Genomic DNA, 21,484 nt, shown 5'->3' with positions numbered 1-21,484 from the left:
CCTGCCGGGTAGCATATCCGGTCATTATTTGCTCAGATGATCCGCCCTCTGGGTCAGCATGTTGTTAACTGATTCCATGACGGAACCCATGTCTGTTAAATCCATCGGGAGTACGAGATTTGTGCCCTTGCGTGCCAGTGCCTGCAGCTGCTTGATGTAGGCTTCAGAGATCTGAAGGGTTACAGCCTCTTCGCCTCCCTCATGCTCTAGTGCCCTGGCGATTTTTTCCAGACTGGCAGCGGTTGCATTGGCCAGCGTGCGGATCTCGGCCGCTCGGCCTTCCGCCTCGTTGACCAGGCGCTGCATTTCACCTTCTGATTTGTTAACCGATTCTTCCATCATACCGGTGGAGTAGTTGATCCGGCTTTCCATTTCTCCGACGCTGCGGGCTACGACGGCCCGTTTTTCGCGTTCTGCCTGCAGCTGGGCCTCCATAGCTGTGAGAATGTTGTCCGGAACCCGTATATTCTGAATTTCGTACCTGGTAATTGTAACTCCCCATGGGTCGGTGGCCTGATCAATGTCCCGCAGAATCGAGGCGTTGATGTTCTCTCGTTCCTCGAAGGTCTTGTCCAGTTCGAGTTTTCCGATAATGGAGCGCATAGTGGTCTGGGCAAGCTGTATGGTAGCGTATCGATAATTCGTTATACCGTAGGAAGCCTTTTTCGGGTCAGTTACCTTGAAGTAGAGTACTCCATCTACATCGATTTTTACGTTATCCAGGGTAAAGCAGGGTTGGCTTGGTACATCGACGGCCTGTTCTTTCAGACTGTGTGTGTATTTGACCCGGTCTACAAAGGGAATCAATACATGAAATCCTGCCTGCAGGGTGTGGGTGTACTTCCCGAGGCGCTCGACTACCATTGCGCTTTTAGCTGGAATTATGCGAATGCTTCTGAACAGGCTGTAGGTGGTAAAGACAGCCAGGACTATAAGTACTAGTTGGAATGGATGCATTATTTCTTGTCTCCTTCCGGGAATCCCTGGGGCAGAATGCTCTGGAAAACACTGCGCACCCGGGCAAGGTCGTGCGGCAGTACGGTTGTGTCGGCATTCTGAAGAATCTGTCCGAGCTGCTGTACAAACTGATCGGCAATCTGCATTGCCAGGGCCTGCTTGCCTTTCGGCAATTTGATTGCATTTCCGACCTTGATGATACCCTCGGCGGTAGCTTCGGCAACTATTTCTATGGCCTTTCCCTGACCCTGCGATATGTTGATACGCTTCTGACGCTCTCCCATGGAAAGATTTATGGCCTCGGAGCGTTCACCTTTCGACATATTGATTCTGCTGTCACGCTCACCTTCACTGGTCAGAATCTCGGCCCGCTTTTCTCGTTCTGCCCGGACCTGCTGTTCCATTGCTTTCAGAATGGTCTCTGTCGGGGTAATGTCCCGTATTTCATAACGTGTAACCTTTATGCCCCATGGATCGCTGGCTTCATCTACAGCCTTGACGACGGAACTGTTGATCATATCCCGTTCTGAAAAGGTGTTGTCGAGCTGGATTTTTCCGATTTCCGAGCGCATGGTTGTCTGGGCCAGCTGAGCGGCTGCGAAGCGGTAGTTATCAATACCGTAGGCGGCTTTCTCGGGGTCAACAACTCTCAGGTACAGGAGACCGTCGACCTGAACCTGGACGTTATCATTGGTAATGCAGACCTGCGGGGGTACATCTATTACCTCTTCCTTGATTATCTGCTTGTAGGCGATTTTCTGTACAATCGGAACAACCAGGTGAAATCCTGGCCCGAGTGTATTCCTGTACTTACCGAACTGTTCGAGTATCCAGGCTTCCTGTTCCGGTACTATCCGCAGCAGGCGGAAGAATACAAGAAAAAAAGTTGCCAGAATCGCTGCGGTTAATGCATATGTGGCCAATGGTTCCATAAACGCTCCTTGCAATGAAATTGAATATGTCCGGATCTACCGGGGGTTACTGTTCGCTTTCTGAATCTTCGAGCAGTGATGCAGTCACAATGTAGCCAATACCGTCCTTGGAGATAATACTGACAGTCATTCCTGCACTGAAGGATTCAGTAAAACTGATCGCCTTCCATGTTGTTCCTTCATAGGAAATTCTTCCAGGGCTGTCCGGGCTTATATCTTCAACGACCCTGGCGGATGCTCCGATCATGTCGTTTTCCTTATCGGGGCTGAAGAATTTCCCGCGGAAGACCCTGCCGAAATATTTCCGCAGACCAAGCAGTGAGAGGGTGGATAAACCTGCCCACAGGAGAAACTGCAGCACAAGACTGGATTCTACAGCAGGTATGAAATATGCAGACAATCCGGTCAGGATTGCGCCAAGACCGAAAAAGAACATAACAAAATCGGTAACGAAGAATTCCGAGACAATCATGAGAATTCCGGCGATCCACCAGATAACGGGTAAGAGGCTCATAGACTATAGAGTAGACCCGCGTCAGTGTAATGTCAAATCAGTATTGCTGTCAGTATTACTGTACGAAAGAAACGATCTCCGGGACGGTAAAAGGCACAGATTCCGCAATCCTGCAGTTTTCGGGAAAGGGAGCGGCTTTGAAGGCATCATCAAGGATGCCGGGTTCTCCGCAGACAAGCAGGCGCTGGTTGCATTGGCGAAGGGCAGCGGCAATAAGTGCCCGGTTTTTTCGCTGGTCGGAGTCAAGCAGCAGGGCTATCGTCTCAAGCTCACGGGCAGCGGAGAAAATCTCGCTGACCTGATGCGCATCCCGGGCCGGAAACCCGAATATCCTGGCGAAATAGGGGCGAACAGGAACCGGAAGGTGTTTCCAGTTCAGAAATGGGTCTTGCCGAACTGCTCGCCCGCTGACTGGTATATTACTGCGGGAAATATCAACCGAAATAAACTCGGCTCCGAGGGATTGCGCAAGCAGTTCTCCGTAATCCTCGGAGGCAAAGACATAGTCTGCTTTATGCTTCAGTCTGGGCTGAATATAGGCTGCCCAGAGACTGGGTGCATTCGGATTGTTCCTCCCCGCCTCGGGAATAGCCTCCGTGCAGTGGACAATCCGGCACTCCGGGTAGAGTTCGCGCATCCAGTCATAGCGCAGCGTTCCCGGAATCTCTTCATCGGGCAGGGAACAGAGGAATATATCCAGTTCATCGACCATGCTGCGGGCAAAGTCGATAAGAAAGCGGTGCCCGTTGTGAGGAGGCATGAATCGTCCGAGAACTAATCCCCGGCTGGGAAAAACAGTTGAATCTGCAGTAGCCATGTGCGATGATGCTAACATAAAGCATGTCAGCTGCACAACAAATCGGAGGAATTATGCAGGAACGCTATTATATCGGTTTTGACCTTGGCGGAACAAAGATGCTTGCCTGTGTGCTGAACGACGAGTTCGAGATCATAGCATCCTCAAAAAAGAAGACCAGAGGGATCAGCAACGAGGATGATTTGATTGAACGTATGTCTCAGTGTATCGATGAGGCGCTGGCAGATGTGGGTGTCCCTCAGATCAGCGGCATCGGTGTTGCGGTTCCGGGTATCGTGGATACAGGTAGCGGCAAGGTGCGGCAGCTGACCAATCTTAATCTCTGGGATGTTGATATTGCAGGCAGGCTGAGCAGCCGTTACCTTGTTCCTGTTATTGCGGAAAACGATGTGAATGCCGGGGTGTATGGTGAATATCGTTTCGGGAAACATGGAAACGTCCGCCATGTAATCGGCCTTTTTATCGGAACCGGAATTGGCGGCGGCATAATTCTTGACGGGAAGCTGTTTCATGGTGCCCATGGAGGAGCCGGTGAAATCGGACATATGATCCTTCAGACAGATGGTCCCATGACCCCTATTGGTATTGCGGGTACCCTGGAAGGACTGGCCAGCAAGACTGCGCTGGCGCGGGATATGGTGATGCTGGCTGGTGCCGGATATTCACCATCGGTGATGGAGACGGCAGGAACGGATATCAGTGCTGTAAAAAGCTCGGTAATCAAGAAAGCACTGGATGCAGGGGAGCAGCCGATCAGACAGCTTGTTGACCGCAGCATAGGTTTTCTCGGAAAAGGAATGGCAAGTTGCGTTCATATTTTCAATCCGGAATTGATTATCCTCGGCGGAGGCATTGTAGAAAAGCTCGGTGATGAATATGTACAGGCAGCCGAGGCTGCCATGCGGGCCAGTGCTATGCCGGTGCTCGCAGATGCCGTAAAGGTTTCTGCCGCTGTTCTGGCTGACGATGCGGTGCCGCTTGGTGCCGGCGCACTGATTGCTGACTACATCAGTGAAAGGAATAAAGGATAGCATGCAGAGAGTGGTCGCCGTTGTAGATGTCGGATCAACGGCTATACGAATACTTATCTCGGAAGTCGACAGTAATGGTGGTATACAACGGATCGATCGTGCAGCGCGGCCGGTTACTCTTGGGCGCGATGTCTTTGTCAGCGGTGTTATCAGCCGTGAAAGCCTGCTGCAGTCAGTACGGATTCTGAATGGCTATATCGAGCTCGCGAAGGGCTACGGGCTGAATAAATCCGAGATCCGGGTAATCGCAACAAGTGCGGTACGCGAGGCGCGGAACCGTGACATTTTCATTGATCGTATCCAGGTAAAGACCGGTCTGAAAGTCAGCATTGTGGAAGGGGTGGAAGAGAATTACCTGACTTACATCGCTGTTGATCATGCCATCCGTGCTATTCGTCCGCAGTTTGCACGCTTCAATTCGATTATTCTCGAGGTCGGCGGCGGCACCACCGAGGTAATGCTTCTGCAGAAGGGAAGAATGGTGGCAGCGCACTCGCTTCGGCTGGGTACTGTCAGGCTTGAAGAACAGATCAGGGACGGAGGTGACAGTTCAGATGATCTGGATGAATACATCCAGGAGAATCTCAGAATGAATCTTGAGCTGCTGGATACTGAACTACCTCTGTCCAAGGTGAAGTTTTTCGTAGCTGTAGGCGGCGATGCCCGGATGGCAGCTTCATTTATTCCCGGGACCAGCCGCCATGATCAGTTCAGCATAATAAAGCGCAGTGATTTCGAGGTCTTTGTTTCCCGTGCCCAGAGTTACAGCATGGAGAAAATAGTCAGGAAATTCGGCATAACCTACAACGAGGCTGAAGGTTTTGTTCCGGCACTTCTGGTCTGCAACTATTTTCTGCAGGCTACCTCCTCCGAGAATCTGATCATTCCGGATGTCAGTCTTCGTGAAGGCGTACTCATGAATCTGATCGCCGGGAAAAGTCATAAATCAGAGGACGAATTCCATAAGCAGGTAAGAGCGAGTGCGGAGAGTCTCGGAAGAAAATTTCATTATGACGAGACACATGCCCTGCAGGTCACAGACCTGGCTCTCAAGCTTTTTGATCAGCTTAAACCGGACCACGGCATGGATGATCATGCCCGGCTGCTGCTGGAGGTCGCCGCGGTTCTTCACGATATCGGGTATTTCATTCGGGCAAGTGGACATCACAAGCATGGACAGTACATGGTGGCGAATTCCGAGGTTTTCGGTCTGTCCAGACAGGATATCAGGGTGGTCTCGAATGTAATCCGCTATCACCGTAAATCACCTCCCAGCAATGCTCATAGTTCTTTTTCTTCATTGAGGACGGGACAGCGTATGCTGGTGCAGAAGCTTTCTGCGATTCTCAGGATTGCGGATGGTCTGGACCGGGGGCATGCACGCAGGGTCAAGGAAATCAAGGTGGAGCTTCGTGAGACGGATATGATTGTCCGCTGTACCTGTGTTTCGGACATGTCAGTTGAAAAGTCCGGTGCACTGGAAAAGGCGCAGCTGTTCGAGGACGTTTTCGGCTATCGCGTGCTGATTCAATAGCATGACTGGCAGGGAATTGGTAGAGAATTGGCAGACAGAGAAAGGAAGTTAAATGTCACAGCAATTCAGTTTTGTTAACAGGGAACTCAGCTGGCTGGAATTCAACCGGAGAGTGCTTCAGGAAGCGCTTCGGGAGGATCTTCCGCTGCTGGAAAGGCTGAAATTCCTTTGTATTGTCACAAGCAACTTCGATGAGTTTTTTATGGTTCGTGTTGCGGCAATCAAGAGGCAGCGTGATAACGAGAACTACACGATCTGTCCTTCGGGAATCAGTCCGCAGGAACTGCTCAACAGGATATCCTCGGAGGTACGGAGTCTGCTCGAGGAACAATACAGCTGCCTGATTGACCGGGTACTGCCGGCTCTTGCAGAAAACAATCTGATTCTCAGGAAACCTGGTGAGTTTTCTCCTGAACAGGAAAGCGCTGTACGTCAGCGTTTTCAGCAGGAAATCTATCCGCTGCTGACCCCGGTGCGCATGGAACCAGAGCGCCCATTGCCGTACCTGGGAAACCTGAATCTTTACGCTGCATTCAAGCTTACCCATGAAGATGGGGAACCCCTGTATGGAGAACCGAAAGGCGAACATTTTCTTGCCATTGTCCCGATTCCCTCCGGCCTGCCAAGGATATGGTATTTACCATCTGCAGAGGGGACGACTGAGTTTACCATGCTTGAAGATGTTATCCGGTATCATGCGCATATCCTTTTTCCAGGCTATCGCATAGATGATCGTGTACTTTTCAGAATCACCAGGGATGCAGACATGGGTGTGGATGAGGAGCGGGATGAGGATTTTGTTGAAGCAATGGAGCAGGTTCTTGCCTGGCGCGACCGCAGTCAGGCAATACGGCTCTCTGTGGATGAAAAGAACAGCCCTGTTACTCCAATACTTCAGGAGCATCTTGATCTGGAAGACGGTGATGTCTTCTTCAAGCCGAATCCCATTGATATCAATCCACTGTTTGAGCTTGCAGAGCTTCCCGGATTCGAGAATCTGATGATAGAAAAGTGGCGCCCGGTGGATCATCCAAAACTCGGTCCGGACAGGAATATCTGGGAGGTTCTCAAAAACGAGGATATTCTGCTTCATCACCCCTATCAATCATTCGAACCGGTTATCCGCTTGCTGACGCTCGCCTCGGAAGATCCTCAGGTTCTGGCAATAAAGATGACTCTGTACCGGACCAGCGGTAATTCCCCGGTAGTAAAAGCCCTGGAGCGGGCGGCCATAAACGGCAAGCAGGTAACAGTGCTGGTGGAATTGAAGGCCCGGTTCGATGAGGAGCGGAACATAAGCTGGGCTGAGCGCCTGGAACGAGCTGGAGCCCTGGTAGTCTATGGAATTGCACGTTTGAAGGTGCATGCCAAGGCTATTCTGGTAATCCGGCGTGAAGAGAATGGTATTGTTCGATATTTTCATGCCGGTACCGGGAACTACAATGATAAGACTGCCAGAGCTTATACCGACATGGGTCTCATGAGCAGCAAGCTGGAATTGTCCTATGACGTCGGCCAGTTTTTTAATGCAATTACCGGCTATTCAGCGATTCCAGCCCTCAAACGGCTTGTTATGGCCCCGATCAAAATGAAGCATACCCTGCTGCAGCTGATCGAGCGTGAGGCTCAGCGAAGTACAAGGGAAACACCAGGTAGAATTATTGCCAAGCTGAACTCCATTGCAGATCCAGAGATTATTACTGCACTCTATGAAGCATCCAGACAGCATGTGCAGATTGATCTGAATGTCCGCGGAATCTGCATGCTCGTTCCAGGTGTTCCGGGTCAGAGTGAGAATATCCGGGTTTGCAGTGTAATCGACCGTTATCTTGAACATACCCGAGCTTTCTATTTCCTGAACGGGGGAAGCAGTGAAGTCTACATTTCAAGTGCTGACTGGATGTCGCGCAACCTTGAGCGCAGGGTGGAATTGATGATTCCAATCGATGACAGGGGCCTGCGTGAGGAAGTAATTGAAATCCTCGAGCTTTATCTGAAGGATACGAGCAACAGTCATCGAATGCTTTCTGACGGCAGCTATGAGCGTATACAGCCTCTTGCGAACAGCAAGGCGAGGCAGGTGCAGAAGCGTCTGTACAGAATGTTCAAGACGGAAGGCGCCTCAGGAAGGGATCGTGAGAAGGAATTTCCGGTCCGTAAGAAACCGCTGTAACCGGGGACTATGGTTCCTGGTAGCGCAGACTGTATCCGTACTGAAATCTCTGTGCCCCGGGCAGCGGTCTGAGGATGCTGAGGAATCTTTCGCTGCCGGCAGCAAGCTCGGAACTGATTGACAGGGGGGTAGTGGCTTTCATTCCCTGCAGCTGCAGGCGGACGTCAATCTGAAGTCTGCGGTCTGTGCCATTCTGCAGAAACAGAATATAGGTGGAGTCAATCTGCTCAACCCGGATATCGATGCCTGTGCTGTCGATCGATCTTTCATAATCAGCAAAATCATCATTTTCGAAATCTGATCCGAAGATGGCTTCGAATTCAGGTTCCCCTGGATGATAGGCATAGTAATAGTTACCTTCACGCGCTTCGACTGCCTCACCTGTATGCTCAAGGAACAAGGTTGGTATAGACTGCATTATCCCATCCCGGGTCGGTACCCTGACGTCGAAGTGCAGGTGAGGGCCACTGCTCTGTCCGGTATTTCCGCTGTACCCAAGGAGCTGACCTGCTTCTATGATTTCTCCAGGCTCAACAATGGCTCCCTGATAGACGAGATGCACATAGTTACCGAAACTGCCGTCCTCATGCATAATCAGAATATAGTTGGCGTGTTCATTAAATCGCGCACTCGGCCCTCCGATGCTGCTGTCCTGCTTGACCTCAACCACCATCCCGTCGCGGGCTGCATGTACGGGCTCTCCCTCATCCATATCAAAATCCAGGGCATAGAGATTCTGGCCGAAGTGGGTGAAACTGCCGTGATAACCCTGTGTCAGACGGTACTTTCTGCCGTGTTCGAAGGGAAACAGATAAAGATGATCATCATTGTGATCTACACCTTCAGGGTCTCCGCGGGTATGTGTGGCGCTTGTACTGAATGAAACCCGGCTGCCGCTGCCGCGGCGCAAACGTAGTACTTCAACATTTTCTGCACCGGGAGGCAGAAGGGTGCGCACCGGGAGTTCCTGATCGCTTACAAGACCCTGAATCCTATCGACTTCGAGTACAAGGTAGACCGGAATTATATGTGAGTTTGATGCCAGAAAGCGATATCCGCCATCACTGGTTTCTTCATGATTCAGGTTGAAGTAATCCCTGCCGGATTGCGCGGCAGCCATGGGAGGCATAATCCCGAGAAGTACGGCAATCAGCAGTATCGGTATTACTCCCGGTTTTAAGGCATGCATACTGTCTAAAATAGCTTCAGATGTGATAGATGACAAGTCTGGCTGCGGATACTGCCTTGAGTAGTTAGAATACTTCCCGATGATCTTTCCTAATCCCGTGCTTCAATGCTATGCTACTCACATGGCACATACAATCGTTCCCTCGGCAGAGGATATTCTGGATCATGAGTATCCGGTTCTTGATAAAGGATTTGTTCGTCTCGTTGATTACATGGGAGGGGATGACCGCATCGTACAGGCAGCCCGTGTATCCTATGGCAGCGGAACCAAGAGTTTCAGGCAGGATGCAGGATTGATACGCTACCTGTTGAGAAATGAGCACACCTCACCTTTCGAGCAGGTGGTGTTTACATTTCACGCCAAGATGCCTGTTTTTGTTGCCCGGCAGTGGGTGCGACACCGGACAGCCCGTCTGAATGAGATATCCGGGCGTTACTCGGTCATGAAGGATGAATTTTATCTTCCGGATGCTGACAAGATTTCCCTGCAGAGTGAAGACAACAAGCAGGGCCGGCAGGATGAGGCGGTTGACAGGGAAACTGCAGTACAGATTCTCGGAAAACTAGAACAGGGACAGAAAGAAGCCTACGCGGCGTATCAGAATCTGATAGTGAACGGGCTTGCCCGGGAGCTGGCGCGTATCAACCTGCCTTTGAGCATGTATACAGAATGGTACTGGCAGATCGATCTGCATAATCTCTTTCATTTTCTGCGTCTTCGACTGGATCCTCATGCGCAATACGAGATCAGGGCATATGCCGAGGTAATGCTGGATATTGCCAGAAAGGTCTGTCCTGTGGCCACCGAGGCATTCGAAGAGCACCGGATGGGTGCGGTTACTTTTTCTTCACGTGAGTTTGAGGTGCTGCAGCAGATTATTTCAGGGGAAAATGACCTTGAATCTGCGCTTGATACAGCTGGTCTTGATGGGAAAGACAGAGAACGTATGCTGGAAAAGCTGAAAAGCGGAAAACAACTTTGAAATTATTTCCGGATGCATCTATACTGAATTCAGGAGGTGATCCATGAGCGACACTGCAGTGCAGAACAGGGTTCAGTTATTAACTTTTACGCTTGATGGTGAGCAATACGGGGTTGAAGTACATCGTGTGCGTGAGGTTCTGGAATATACCAGGATTACAAAGGTACCGAGAACCCTGGATTTTATGCGCGGAGTTATAAACCTTCGGGGTAGTGTTGTGCCAGTCGTGGATCTTCGGCTGAAGTTCAACATGGAAGAAACCCCACGGACAATCGATACAGCGATTGTTGTTATGGAGATTGATGTCAACGGGGAGTCGGTTGTCCTGGGAACGCTGGCTGATTCGGTTCAGGAAGTTATCGATCTGGATTCTACCACGATAGAAGCAGCACCGCAGATAGGGACATCTATCAACAACCGTTTCATAAAGGGCATCGGAAAACAGGATGAGTCATTCATAATTATTCTTGATATTGACCGCGTTTTCAGCGAGGAAGATGTCAGCGCATTGTCCGGTGAGCAGATGAAAGCCGAGGCGGCAAAAAGCAGGGATAAAAAAGCAGATCCTGCCGGGGAATAAATACCTGGCAGACAGGGCCTGCCACCGGGCAGGCCGAATTACTGCGTGTCAAAAAAGCTCAGGTAGTTCTGAATTTTCTCAGGATTAAAACCTGAACAATGCCAGGAATACCAGAACAGAACTCACCGTTGTTATTATTGCATTTACAGCATCATTACTGCACCAGTTAAATCCCCGGACGAGAGGATTATGTGTACCCTGCCGTTCGGTATCCAGGCTACTCTTCAGATCACGATACTGTGCCTGGATTGTTGCACCCAGTATGCTGTCCAGAAGTGTCCCCGCAAAACCGGCGGCTGCAATCAGTAAGGCAGTGGAAAGGTCTATTCCTTCAAAGAGTACGAAGGAAAGTGAAGCAGTACCGATTGCTCCTGTCATTCCCGCAACTGTTCCGAGTATGGTCACACCTCCGGATAGTCCCGGGCTGATCTGCTGCCTCCGCTGGAATATGCTGGTAATAAGCACGGGGTTCTGCCTGCTCAGCACTCCAATTTCACTGGACCAGGTGTCAGCTGTTGCCGCTGAAAATCCGGCTGCAGCAGCGGCAAGAAACACCGGTTCCGGGAGAAGAGCATATACAATAACCCACACGAGCGATGCACCGGCATTGGCGAATACCTGGATCCATTCCCGCTTGCTGCCGCGCTCCTGCACTTCGCTCGCGGCTTCCCTCTGCTCCGGTCTGATTCTGCCGATGATGGTTGCGGACAGGAAAAACCACATGAGAAGGATCCAGACCTCCCATCCACCGAGTACTGCAAGGAGAAAACCAAGAAAGAATCCTGCTGCAGCACCACTGCGACTGACGGCATTTTTTTTCAGTGCGGAAAGTGCCACTGCGGCGTTCAGTCCTGCTGCCGAAAGAATGTTCAGGAGTACTGGCCAGTTTCCGTTTAGAATACTGCTGCTGTTCGATGCTTCAGGAAGCCCGAGCAGACCCCATGCTGCCAGGGATACAATCAACGGGATACTTATATTATCCAGTCCGTAGGGAGTGCTCCCTTCAATCAGGCTGGTCAGCAAGGCCAGTATTACTGAATAAAGCAGCAGCATAAACAGCGTGAGACTGCTGCTCACCGTTAGGGTAAGCAGTGCAACCACAAAAGATCCAGCGAATACCGCCAGGCTGCCGGCAACACTTTTTGTGCTTCCGTCCGATAGTCTGTATTTTTTTCTGAGTATCGCCGGAATGTGGCTGCTGTCGGCAGATAAATGCTCACCTATCAGTGCCCCCAGGCCGTCACCCCACCCCAGACTCAGAATTCCGATGCTTGCAGCTGCTGCCGGCATAAATCCGGAGTAGACTGCTGTGACCAGAATAGTCAGGCTTACAGGGAAGTATATCGTTCCAAGGTTTTTTCGTTTTTCCGGATGTTCCATTGAACGGAAGAGGGTAAAACGGTAAGAAATATAATTAATAATTATAAAACTGATTGGACCGATTATGGCCCATGCCAGGCTGTCAAACATCAGTAATGCCAGCAGCCACCAATGACAAACACTGATGTGAATCAGTTTGCGGGTAGCTGATGTTGACATCCCTTTTTTCACAAACATCTGCGCAGCAGCTATAATGCCGAAAATTCCGGCATAGGATAGTATCAAGCCCCAAATATTGCTGGAAAGTATCATGAAATCTCCATGTATAGAGTTCTATTGGTTGCGCAAACGGCATCCTGATCATAAAATAACATTATATGAACAATAACGACAGTCAAAAACGTCTGGCAGTACTGATTGATGCTGATAATGCTCAGGCATCGGTCATTCAGGGCTTGATGGAAGAAATCGCGAACTACGGACGGGCGAGCATAAAGCGGATTTACGGCGACTGGACCAATCCAAATCTTAAATCCTGGAAAGAGGTCCTGAATGAATATTCAATCCAACCTATACAGCAGTTCGGCTACACTACCGGCAAGAACTCAACCGATACCGCTCTGATCATCGATGCCATGGACATTCTCTATGCCGGTAATCTGGATGGATTCTGTATTGTTTCCAGTGATTCGGATTATACCCGGTTGTGTGCCAGGATCAGGGAGTCAGGTCTACAGGTATATGGCTTCGGGGAAAAGAAAACACCGAAAGCCTTTGTGGCGGCCTGTGATAAATTTATCTACATTGAAATTCTCCGTAAAAAACTTATCGATGGGGTGGATTCGGACAGTGAAGTTCGAGAGCAGGAAGGCGGGCCTCGTCCAGCCAGAGAAATGCGCCAGGATTCACGTCTGGTAAATCTACTGAGGAATACCTGCGAGGATGCTGCAGATGAAAATGGATGGGCTCACCTGGCAACGGTAGGTCAGAACCTTGCGAATAAATCTTCGGAATTTGACCCGCGGAACTATGGATACAAGAAGCTGGGTGATTTGATCAGGGCAATCGGCTTATTCGAGATCAATGAGGTTAATGTCCAGAATGGTCCAGGCAAGTCGATTTTTATCCGTGACAAACGTAAGGCACGTGCTTGAAAGAGGCTCGAATGCAAATGAAGATGCTGTCAAATATCAGATCAAAGCAGACTATAGTGATTCTGCTGTTTACAATGATAGCAAGTCCAGCGCTCAGGGCGTCCGGTGCTGTCGAGCTTGATCCCCTGCAGATTGGCGTCGGTCCAGGTGTGAATGCTGTTCCGCTGGTTTATGCTTCAGGTCTGCCTCTGCAGTTCCCTTCGGCAGCCGGCTTCAATCCGGTAAGCTACAGCAGTCGGGCAGAAATGGCCCAGGCACTTGCTGATGGAAGCATCGATGGTGCATTAATCGATATTGTCGATGCGATTCTGCTGCTCAAACAGGGCGTGGATATACGGATCGCTGCGGAGCTGCCGCTTTATTATCACGCCTACAGCCTTCCTGACACGGACCTGAGCAGCATAATTTCCTATGGAGAAATTGATGAAGCCGTCAAGTCACGCCTTGCAGTACGGGAACGCAGCAGCATAATGTATGCCCTCGACGAAGGACTCAGCCGCTCGGGCATTAGAAACCGTATCCGCATCATAGCTGTGGAAGACGATTATGCTGCTCTCCAGTTCCTCTTTGCAGGAGAGTCCGAGATAGCGGTCATTCCTCTGCCCTTCGCGGTTGAGGCTGATTCGAGGGGAGCCTCGATACTGGTTGAGGATATAAATCTTCGCCCTGGTGCGGAGGTGCTGGTTTTCCGGGAGAATGTACTGCTGAAATCCATGGATGAAATAATCGGCAGTATGAGGGCCTACAATCGAAGCCTGGCTGCTCAGTACAGGGGTGAAATGCTGGCTGCTGCAGATAAGTGGTGGAGTGAACTGGGTCTGTTTTTGCATGTCCAGCCGGTAATGCTGCGGGATCAAAGAAACTTTTTCCCCCTGTCACCTCCAACCAGGGAGACCTTCAACTATTTTCAATTCAGGATCTTCGAGGAAGATCCTGAATTTCAGGCATTGAGATTCGAGTCGGTAATGTTTAATCTTCCTGCTCGAGCCAGACATGAGGTTTTCAACTGATTCAAACAGGAATGAAAGCCGCGAAAGCGGCTGTTTTATTCCTCGTCAGCACAGTCACCGATGTCCTCGGTGCAGGAGAGTACATAATCAGAGCCGAGGAGACGGAAGTTTGCCTGCAGACCGCTGGTCAGGTACACACGGTTTTGATCGTCAATAAAAACGCCCTCTACATCGTCCAGTTCCTCAAGCAGCTCATACCCTTCCCTGAGACCCATAACAAAGGCACCGGTGGAGAGCGCGTCTCCAACGACCGGATCCTTTGACACAACAGTAACACTCAGCAATGAGTTGTCTGTTGGGTAGCCGGTCTCTGTATCTATTATATGGTGGAAAATCTGGCCGTCCTGTTCGAAGTACCGCTCGTACACGCCTGAGGTGACAATCGATATATCTTCCGCCTGCACGATACCCATCAGACTGCCTCTGCGCTGGGCTGGATCCTGAAGGCCGATTCTCCAGGGGTTCCCGTCGGGGCGGGTGCCGACCGTTACAACATCGCCTCCAAAATCCAGGATTGCATGATTCACACCTGCCTGGCGGAGGATTCTGGCGGCTTCTCCGGCGGCATAGCCTTTTGCAATACCACCGAGATCGATTCCCATTCCGGGCTCGGGAAGATATACCTGGTTCCCACTTATCTCGATTTTCCGGAAGTCAATAAGTGCCTGAGCTTCCTTAATCGCTTCGGGAGCTGGAACCATCGGAGAAGAGCCTGTGACCATCCATAGCAGTACAAGCGGGGCAATGCTGACGTCGAAAGCACCGTTAGTGAGCTCACCGATCGTTATGCCGGTTTGAAGAACCTGCAGACTTTCATCACTTAATTCTACTGGATGAATTCCCGCTGCACGGTTCAGCTCGAGGAGCTCAGTCTGCTCCCAGGCGGCCTGATTGATACTCATTCTGCTTTCTATTTCTTCCATCCGGTTCCATATTCTGTCGAATATACCTCTGGGTGCCCGTCCGTGTATTGTAATAGTAATATTGGTCCCGAGCTGTAGTCTTGAATCGCTGGTTGTTGTTCTGCTGCTGCAGGAGCCGAGAAGTACAGTAGTCAGGAATAGTGCGAAAAACAGGGAGGAGTATGATATGATATATAGATATTGTGTTTTAATTTTCTGCATAGTATCTGAGTATGTATCATGTTTTCCTTCGAGGAGGAAGACTCATGCGGGATTCATGCAGTACAGTAGTAATATTTTCGGGATTATTTGCCGTTAATCAAAGAGCGCGACTGCAGACAGACGGTCGTGCAGTTAATCAGCTGGTATAGAGGGAGATTCAGGGATGAACCGAGTACGATTTTTTATGTTCGCAGCAGTTTTATGTCTGACTCCGCTGTTGGCTGCAGCTACTGTGCATACAGCAGATGCTCCCCTTGTTATGGCAGTTCGAGCATTATATGCCGAAACCGGAAGAACCTTTCCGACTACAGATTACTATCTTGAGAGTGAGCAGCTGCAGCGTTATACCTTTTCTCTGCTGATGTCTGTGGAGGCTGAGGAGCGCCGTTTGCTGGAAAAAATGGCTGCCTGGGAAGAACGGCGTGATGAGCTGCTTGCTGACCAGGAAGCATCAGACTCGGAGGGATATATAGATGAGCCGGGGGAAGTTCTCCAGGTGCTGGTATGGCCACCTCCAGAGGGAATGGAGGAGGCTCCTGATCCACTCGAGGATCATCTTGCGCTTTCCCCTGAACAGGACCTGCTGGCTGTGCAGGCGCTTCGCTTCAGAATAGAAAACGTGCTCGAAGGATTTGAAAACCGGCGTCTCAGAAGCCATATGCTGTTCACTGATCAGTTTGTTGATATTCAGGGCTTTCTGAATATGCCGGTAAGTTCCTATGCATTGCGGCCGTACCTGAGCACGGTAAATCCATTTCTTTCAGTTGCTGCGGGCTGGCAGGTGCCTGGCGGTGTGGCTGCCGAATTCGGAATAGAATTAAGAAAATCCAGAGAGGATGGACTGGATATCAGTAATCTTCCTATCTCGGAGGGCGATTCCAGATTTACCGTTTCAGATGATTTTCTGCAGAGGGCCTTGCTGTTTTACCCATTGCGGGGAGGTTATATCCTTGCAGGAAGATTCCCCTTCCGGACCGGACCGGGACTGGATAATATCGGTTTTCGGTCCTATGCCGTAGATGGTCTTCAGATTGGACTTTCTGCCGGACCTGTAAGCAGCCGTCATGCATTTCTTGAGGATACAGTGGTTCATAATATCGAATTGCACACAGGCAGCCTGCGCATAGGATTAGGATCCCAGAACAGGTTTTCTTCTTCCGGGATTAGTGAAATGAAGATTAACGGCATGCTGCCGATTACAGGATCGTTTCTGACCGATTCCGAGGCAGTGATTACCCAGGTGCTGACTGATGCGTCATGGATGATTCTGCCGCAGTCCGAGCTGTTCCTGCAGATTGGTATGCAGCGCCCTGCGGGAGGGTGGGAGCAGCCGGATTACAGTTTTGCCGCATACGCAGGTGGTGAATTCTTCTATCGGGGATCCGATGCGGATACCGGAATCCTACTGGAATTTGGATGGACCGACCCCGAATGGGGAGGCAGTGCCGAACACAGTACTTCCTTTTCCCAGCTGAAGGATGGTGATCTGTACAGCAATACAAGCCCTTTTGGTCCCGATATGTTCTGGGGAAAGAGTGATATTACTGTCTTTCTGGCGGACGGAACCGTAGAAATCGGCTTCGAGCTCGGAGTTTTCTATGATTCTTCTGAAGACGGGGAGGGACTCTCTGGCCGAACTTTTATGCGAGCACTGTTTCTGCCTGACGATATCGTATCAATCGAACTGAAGCCTGGTCTGAATATCCAGAAGGACGGACTTCAGCCTCAGCTGGGTTTCAGATTCAGCATGCAGAACAGACTACGGTCACAGTTCCGATAGAGACCTGGCAATCGGTATTCTTCTGCCGCTTCCGAACGCCCTGGTGCTGACCTTCAGTACAGGGGCTGCCTGGAATCGCTTGTACTCGGAACGCGCAGTCAGTCCGATAACCTTGTGAACGGTATCTGTATCGTGGCCGGCGGCAATTATATCGTCGGCATGCATATTCCGGATCAGGTAATGTTCCAGAATCGTATCGAGTTCTTCGTACTCAGGGAGTGAGTCCTGGTCCTTCTGATCGGGACGCAATTCTGCTGAAGGTGCTTTGGTGATAATTGATTCCGGGATTATTTCCCGGTCCCGGTTGATCCAGCGACACATCGTATATACTTCTGTCTTGAAAAGGTCAGCAATAACCGAGAGGCTTCCGTTCATATCTCCGTACAGGGTACAGTAGCCAACTGCCAGCTCCGACTTGTTACCTGTATTGAGCAGCAGGCTGCCGAACTTGTTGGAAAAAGCCATGAGTAGACTTCCCCGGGTTCTTGCCTGAATATTTTCTTCGGTCAAATCTGCTTCCATGCCCTGGAACAGTGGTTTCAAGGCTGCTTCCATGGCATCAACGGTATCGTGGATACCGATTGTGAAGTGTCGGCATCCCAGATTTCTGGCAAGTGCCTCGGCATCGGATAGACTGTGACTGCTTGAATAACGGCTCGGCAGCAGAAGACAGGTCAGGTTTTCCGCTCCGACAGCCTCTGCTGCCAGAACCGCGACCAGGGCAGAATCAATGCCTCCTGAGAGTCCGATATGTACTTTTCTGAATCCGCTTTTGGCCATGTAGTCCCGGATTCCCAGCACTATGGCCTTATACTGGGTTTCGATCCTGTCTTCCTGCAGGTCAATATCCGGCAGCAGAACTTCAGCGGATTCCGGTAGTTCCGAAATTGTTACACAGCTGTTGAAGGCTTCTGCGAGGGTTATTATCCTGCCGCTATAATCAGAAATCATGCTGCGCCCATCAAATATCAGTGCGTCATTAGCACCTGTGCAGTTGCTGTAGATTACGGCGATACCCGATCTGCCGATTTTCTGGAGCAGCTGCTTTCTGCTGAAAATCTTTCCAGCAGCAAAAGGGCTGGCCGAGGGGCAGAGGATGATTTCCACACCCTGCTGCACGAGTTCTCTGACGGGATCGCTCTGGTATGCGGTGCGCAGAAGCGGATCATCCTCGAGCCACAGATCCTCACAGATAGCAATTCCGAAACGGCGGCCAAAAAGCTCGAAGCTTTTCCGTTCTGCTGCTGGTGTGAAATATCTTGCTTCATCAAATACATCGTATGTAGGCAGCAATGTTTTAGCCTGACGGTGGAGTATTTTTCCATCCAGAAGGACTGCTGCAGTGTTGTACACAATCGGCAGGTGCTTGCTGCTTATGCCGCGCTCGGCATATCCGACCAGGACAGCAATTCCATGCGGTAATTCCTGAAGCAGGCTACTGACACTTTGTTCGTTGGCAGCCAGAAAACTATCGAAATGCAGCAGATCCATGGGCGGATATCCGCAGATACAGAGTTCGGGGAATACAATAAGTTCGGCCCCCTGCTTCAATGCTTTTTCAGCTGCGCTGCAAATCAGGCGGCGATTGCCGCTGAAGTCTCCAATTTTAGGGTTTATCTGGCCCAGGGCAACTTTCATGTGCTCCTCCTGCGGGGGTTTCTTGACGGTATATATAGAGCCGATTAGTATAGCGTATCATGAATGAACATCTTCTGATAATGGGAACGCGGTCAGCGCCCCTGCGTGAACTGGTTTCCTCTGCTCTCGAGCGTGGATACTCCGTGACTACTGCGCCAAGTGGAGAGCAGGATTTTGACGAATTCCTGGGATCCAGCGAGGACAGTAATCTTCATCCACTAACATGGCGGCCGGGATCAACCGTATCATCCCGCAGTGTAGTCCGCAGTGCATCTGTAACAGCGGAATCTCTGGGAGCAGACTTCCGGCAGGCGATCCTGATGCTTACTCCGCCGAACGAGCTTCTCAGCTTTCATACAATAGCCCAGGGGGATCTGGAATCTGTCATCAAGGATGTGTATGCCGGGCCATTGTTTCTAATGCGGGAGATATTATCCCTGTTTCCGGATGAAGGGCAATCCGTTTTGACAGTGATTCTGGATGAAAGAAATCAGGAGGTGCTACCGCCTGTCAGCTCAGGCATAATGCATGGCATACAGCGAACGGTTGAAGTCCTGTTCAGGAGTTACAGGGACAGCAGCCGTATTATTCAGGGGCTTCGTTCACAGTCGGATCAGCCTGTACAGCTTGCCGGCTATATTTTTGATGAATATCTGAAGAAACAGGACAAGCATGCCTACCGATGGGTCAAGTTCAGCGGTAAGAGCGGCCTGTTCGGAAAGAAGGGGCTCTCATGAAGTTATGGATGGGGTATGGAGCAGGTATACTGCTGGGAATTTTTCTGGGTCTCTGGCTGCCGGCCGGTGAGACAGCGGTGTATGATGTCATTGCCTTCTTTGCGGAGCTCTCGCTCAACATCGGGCAGTACATGATTGTTCCACTGCTCTTTTTTCTGGTTCCGGTATCTGTATTCTCGCTTCGGCAGGATCGTAAACTCCTGAGAGTGGTCGGCAAGACTATGCTCCTGCTGGTAATAAGCAGCGTCGCGGCTGTCGTTCTGGCCGTTCTGATAGTACTGGCTCTGTCACCGCAGAGAGTACCAATTATTATGGCCGAGGCTGCAGTTACGGCAGTCCCTGACTGGCAGCAGATTCTGCTGCGGATTTTTCCTGAGAATGCTGCCGCTGCTATTGAAGGAAGCTATCTGCTTCCGGCTCTCGTACTTTCTCTGTTTTTAGGATTCGGTTTTACTGCCTCGCACAGTTTTTCTGAGCCGGTGCTTGATTTTTTTGATTCTGCAGCCCGGCTTATGTATACCCTGAATGCCTGGATTGTCTCGTTCATGTCAGTACTTTTAGTGCCATTAACAGCTGCCTTTATTATGCAGATGAGAGTCATGGATGAGCTGCACCTTTTCAGTGAACTGCTATTTGTGATCGGGTTTACAGTAATGATACTGGTGTTGGTCCTCATACCGGTCCTGGTATACCTGCTTGCACAACAGAGAAATCCAGTGCATTTCCTTTCAGCTATTCTCCCGGCACTTCTTACAGCGGGAATAAGCGGGAACCATATGTTTGCATTGGCTACCCTCATGCGGACAGGAAGGAATAATCAGGGAATCTCCAGGAAAGCCGAGTCGCTGGTGTTTTCTTTTACCACGATTTTCCTCAGGGCGGGAACTGCACTGGTTTCAATGATCGCTTTTATTGTGATCCTGCGGTCATATTCCAGTCTGGAAATCAGTATTGCCCAGGTACTTGCAGTCGGAATTTCAGCTGTCGGGTTTTCATTTATTCTCGGTGCTGTTCCCGGAGCGGATATTCTTGTTATGCTCTCGATTCTAGCCGGAATTCATGGGCGGGGAATCAATGAGGGGTATCTGATTCTGCTTCCGGTTATTCCGGTTCTCTATCGCGCAGGAACGATACTCGACGTGGCCTTTGCCGCCGCTATCGCGCAGATCAGCGCTGTCAGTGAGCATTTATGCAAGTTTGTACCGCAACATGATTTTGTCTGATTGAAATATCGGGCAGGAATCTTAGCGTGTGAGCGGCCTGATAAAAAACTGCAGCTGCAGATTCAGGCCGTCCCACCATGCGACCTCCTCATATGGCTGAGAAATCATAGCGCTCAGGGGCCACATGCTGCGTAGTCGGAATCCATACTCTACCGACTCCAGATTGGAAAAAGCGAAAGCCCAGTTCAGCTCGGGCAGAATGAAATTGCCACCGCCCCAGAAGCTCGAAACTATCCCTGCGGTGGAGTTACCTTCAATGAGTACAGGGATGCGGTTCAGTAGAATCAGCCCGATTCCGGGTCCTGAACGAAAGGCCTGGCGGCGGATCAGCGGGAAATCAGCGCTAATCTGCAGGGGAAGTAAAAACACACCAGCGACATTCTGCAGTTCACCAGCCTCAAGGTCCAGATACGGGGAATCGGAACCGCTGTGTTTGTCAGCAGGAACGGTCTTGCCGGGGAAAGGTGCGCCTGAGGGAAGTTCCAGATACTCCTGATAGAGAAGATCCAGGCCGAATATGAAGCTGACAGAAGGCGTCATGTTATAGATAAAGGCATAGCCGGGAACCGTGCGGAGCGGGCTGACGGCACTGCCATGTACTTTTTCCAGGCTGCCATCCAATTGAGCCCCGTTTCCGATCCACCATGGCCCGGCCCGGAATTCATGCTGAAATCCGGGAGCGGGGGGCAGACGGGATTCTGCTCCTGTCTGGGCATAGGAGGCAACAGCGGCAGTCAGCAGGAACAGAAAAACAAGGCCTGTGTGCTGGGGTTTGCTTCGCATGTTCCC

20 protein-coding genes are annotated in these 21,484 nt (G+C 50.6%); 11 read left to right on the top strand and 9 right to left on the bottom strand.

The window, feature by feature from the left end:
* Positions 1–24 precede the first annotated feature (24 nt).
* Genes ACYQ2L_RS05160 through ACYQ2L_RS05145 form a run of 4 tightly spaced genes read right to left on the bottom strand, consistent with a single transcriptional unit; the run spans position 25 to position 3,220 of the window.
* The gene (locus ACYQ2L_RS05160; protein ID WP_460051970.1) at positions 25–957 is read right to left on the bottom strand and encodes an SPFH domain-containing protein; all 933 of its coding nucleotides are present in this window, start codon (positions 955–957) and stop codon (positions 25–27) included.
* A complete protein-coding gene (locus tag ACYQ2L_RS05155; protein ID WP_460051967.1) occupies positions 957–1,889 on the bottom strand; it encodes an SPFH domain-containing protein in 933 nt (310 codons plus the stop codon). The genes ACYQ2L_RS05160 and ACYQ2L_RS05155 overlap by 1 nt, the downstream gene beginning before the upstream one ends.
* Before the next feature lie 46 nt (positions 1,890–1,935).
* Positions 1,936–2,403, bottom strand: a complete 468-nt coding sequence (locus ACYQ2L_RS05150) for an NfeD family protein (protein ID WP_460051964.1) — start codon at positions 2,401–2,403, stop codon at positions 1,936–1,938.
* Between the two features lie 55 nt (positions 2,404–2,458).
* Positions 2,459–3,220, bottom strand: coding sequence for an adenylyltransferase/cytidyltransferase family protein (locus tag ACYQ2L_RS05145; protein WP_460051962.1), 762 nt, complete (start codon positions 3,218–3,220; stop codon positions 2,459–2,461).
* Positions 3,221–3,273: 53 nt separating this feature from the next.
* Between ACYQ2L_RS05145 and ACYQ2L_RS05140 the strand changes: the two genes are divergently transcribed.
* Genes ACYQ2L_RS05140 through ppk1 form a run of 3 tightly spaced genes read left to right on the top strand, consistent with a single transcriptional unit; the run spans position 3,274 to position 7,958 of the window.
* Positions 3,274–4,251, top strand: coding sequence for an ROK family protein (locus tag ACYQ2L_RS05140; RefSeq protein ID WP_460051960.1), 978 nt, complete (start codon positions 3,274–3,276; stop codon positions 4,249–4,251).
* A gap of 1 nt (position 4,252) precedes the next feature.
* Positions 4,253–5,785: a Ppx/GppA phosphatase family protein gene (locus ACYQ2L_RS05135; RefSeq protein ID WP_460051957.1), complete on the top strand. Its 1,533-nt coding sequence runs from the start codon at positions 4,253–4,255 to the stop codon at positions 5,783–5,785.
* A 52-nt stretch (positions 5,786–5,837) separates the two neighbouring features.
* Positions 5,838–7,958 carry a polyphosphate kinase 1 gene (gene ppk1 / locus ACYQ2L_RS05130; protein ID WP_460051954.1) on the top strand — a complete coding sequence of 707 codons (2,121 nt, stop codon included), beginning with the start codon at positions 5,838–5,840 and terminating at the stop codon, positions 7,956–7,958.
* 7 nt (positions 7,959–7,965) lie between these two features.
* Here ppk1 and ACYQ2L_RS05125 read toward each other — a convergent pair whose 3' ends face one another.
* Positions 7,966–9,147, bottom strand: coding sequence for a M23 family metallopeptidase (locus tag ACYQ2L_RS05125; protein ID WP_460051951.1), 1,182 nt, complete (start codon positions 9,145–9,147; stop codon positions 7,966–7,968).
* A 121-nt stretch (positions 9,148–9,268) separates the two neighbouring features.
* Here ACYQ2L_RS05125 and thyX point away from each other — a divergent pair, with 121 nt between their 5' ends.
* Together thyX and ACYQ2L_RS05115 are read left to right on the top strand one after the other, a co-directional pair.
* Entirely contained in the window at positions 9,269–10,129 is an 861-nt protein-coding gene (thyX, locus tag ACYQ2L_RS05120; protein WP_460051948.1) for an FAD-dependent thymidylate synthase, read from the top strand.
* A gap of 43 nt (positions 10,130–10,172) precedes the next feature.
* Entirely contained in the window at positions 10,173–10,709 is a 537-nt protein-coding gene (locus ACYQ2L_RS05115) for a chemotaxis protein CheW (RefSeq protein ID WP_460051946.1), read from the top strand.
* Positions 10,710–10,793: 84 nt separating this feature from the next.
* On the opposite strand, the gene ACYQ2L_RS05110 is transcribed toward ACYQ2L_RS05115, so the two are convergent.
* Positions 10,794–12,341, bottom strand: coding sequence for a DUF92 domain-containing protein (locus ACYQ2L_RS05110; RefSeq protein ID WP_460051943.1), 1,548 nt, complete (start codon positions 12,339–12,341; stop codon positions 10,794–10,796).
* Between the two features lie 65 nt (positions 12,342–12,406).
* Between ACYQ2L_RS05110 and ACYQ2L_RS05105 the strand changes: the two genes are divergently transcribed.
* A complete protein-coding gene (locus ACYQ2L_RS05105; protein WP_460051939.1) occupies positions 12,407–13,183 on the top strand; it encodes an NYN domain-containing protein in 777 nt (258 codons plus the stop codon).
* A gap of 11 nt (positions 13,184–13,194) precedes the next feature.
* The gene (locus tag ACYQ2L_RS05100) at positions 13,195–14,193 is read left to right on the top strand and encodes a substrate-binding domain-containing protein (protein WP_460051936.1); all 999 of its coding nucleotides are present in this window, start codon (positions 13,195–13,197) and stop codon (positions 14,191–14,193) included.
* 35 nt (positions 14,194–14,228) lie between these two features.
* Here the strand turns inward: ACYQ2L_RS05100 and ACYQ2L_RS05095 are convergent, their stop codons facing one another.
* Complete coding sequence (locus ACYQ2L_RS05095) at positions 14,229–15,317, bottom strand: FAD:protein FMN transferase (RefSeq protein ID WP_460051932.1); 1,089 nt, start codon at positions 15,315–15,317, stop codon at positions 14,229–14,231.
* Positions 15,318–15,328: 11 nt separating this feature from the next.
* Between ACYQ2L_RS05095 and ACYQ2L_RS05090 the strand changes: the two genes are divergently transcribed.
* On the top strand, positions 15,329–15,466 hold the full coding sequence (locus ACYQ2L_RS05090; protein WP_460051928.1) for a hypothetical protein: 138 nt from the start codon (positions 15,329–15,331) through the stop codon (positions 15,464–15,466).
* Between the two features lie 14 nt (positions 15,467–15,480).
* The gene (locus tag ACYQ2L_RS05085; RefSeq protein WP_460051925.1) at positions 15,481–17,097 is read left to right on the top strand and encodes a hypothetical protein; all 1,617 of its coding nucleotides are present in this window, start codon (positions 15,481–15,483) and stop codon (positions 17,095–17,097) included.
* Here ACYQ2L_RS05085 and ACYQ2L_RS05080 read toward each other — a convergent pair.
* Complete coding sequence (locus tag ACYQ2L_RS05080; protein ID WP_460051922.1) at positions 17,083–18,735, bottom strand: NAD+ synthase; 1,653 nt, start codon at positions 18,733–18,735, stop codon at positions 17,083–17,085. The genes ACYQ2L_RS05085 and ACYQ2L_RS05080 overlap by 15 nt on opposite strands.
* A gap of 59 nt (positions 18,736–18,794) precedes the next feature.
* Here ACYQ2L_RS05080 and ACYQ2L_RS05075 point away from each other — a divergent pair, with 59 nt between their 5' ends.
* A complete protein-coding gene (locus tag ACYQ2L_RS05075; protein ID WP_460051919.1) occupies positions 18,795–19,472 on the top strand; it encodes a hypothetical protein in 678 nt (225 codons plus the stop codon).
* On the top strand, positions 19,469–20,695 hold the full coding sequence (locus ACYQ2L_RS05070) for a dicarboxylate/amino acid:cation symporter (protein WP_460051916.1): 1,227 nt from the start codon (positions 19,469–19,471) through the stop codon (positions 20,693–20,695). Before ACYQ2L_RS05075 ends, ACYQ2L_RS05070 begins: the two co-directional genes overlap by 4 nt.
* Before the next feature lie 21 nt (positions 20,696–20,716).
* Here the strand turns inward: ACYQ2L_RS05070 and ACYQ2L_RS05065 are convergent, their stop codons facing one another.
* Entirely contained in the window at positions 20,717–21,478 is a 762-nt protein-coding gene (locus ACYQ2L_RS05065; RefSeq protein ID WP_460051914.1) for a hypothetical protein, read from the bottom strand.
* Between the last annotated feature and the right edge of the window lie 6 nt (positions 21,479–21,484).

Source organism: Spirochaeta dissipatitropha (genome assembly GCF_054657935.1).
Note: the sequence above shows the minus strand (reverse complement) of the source record. Positions and strands in the feature narration are given on the sequence as shown.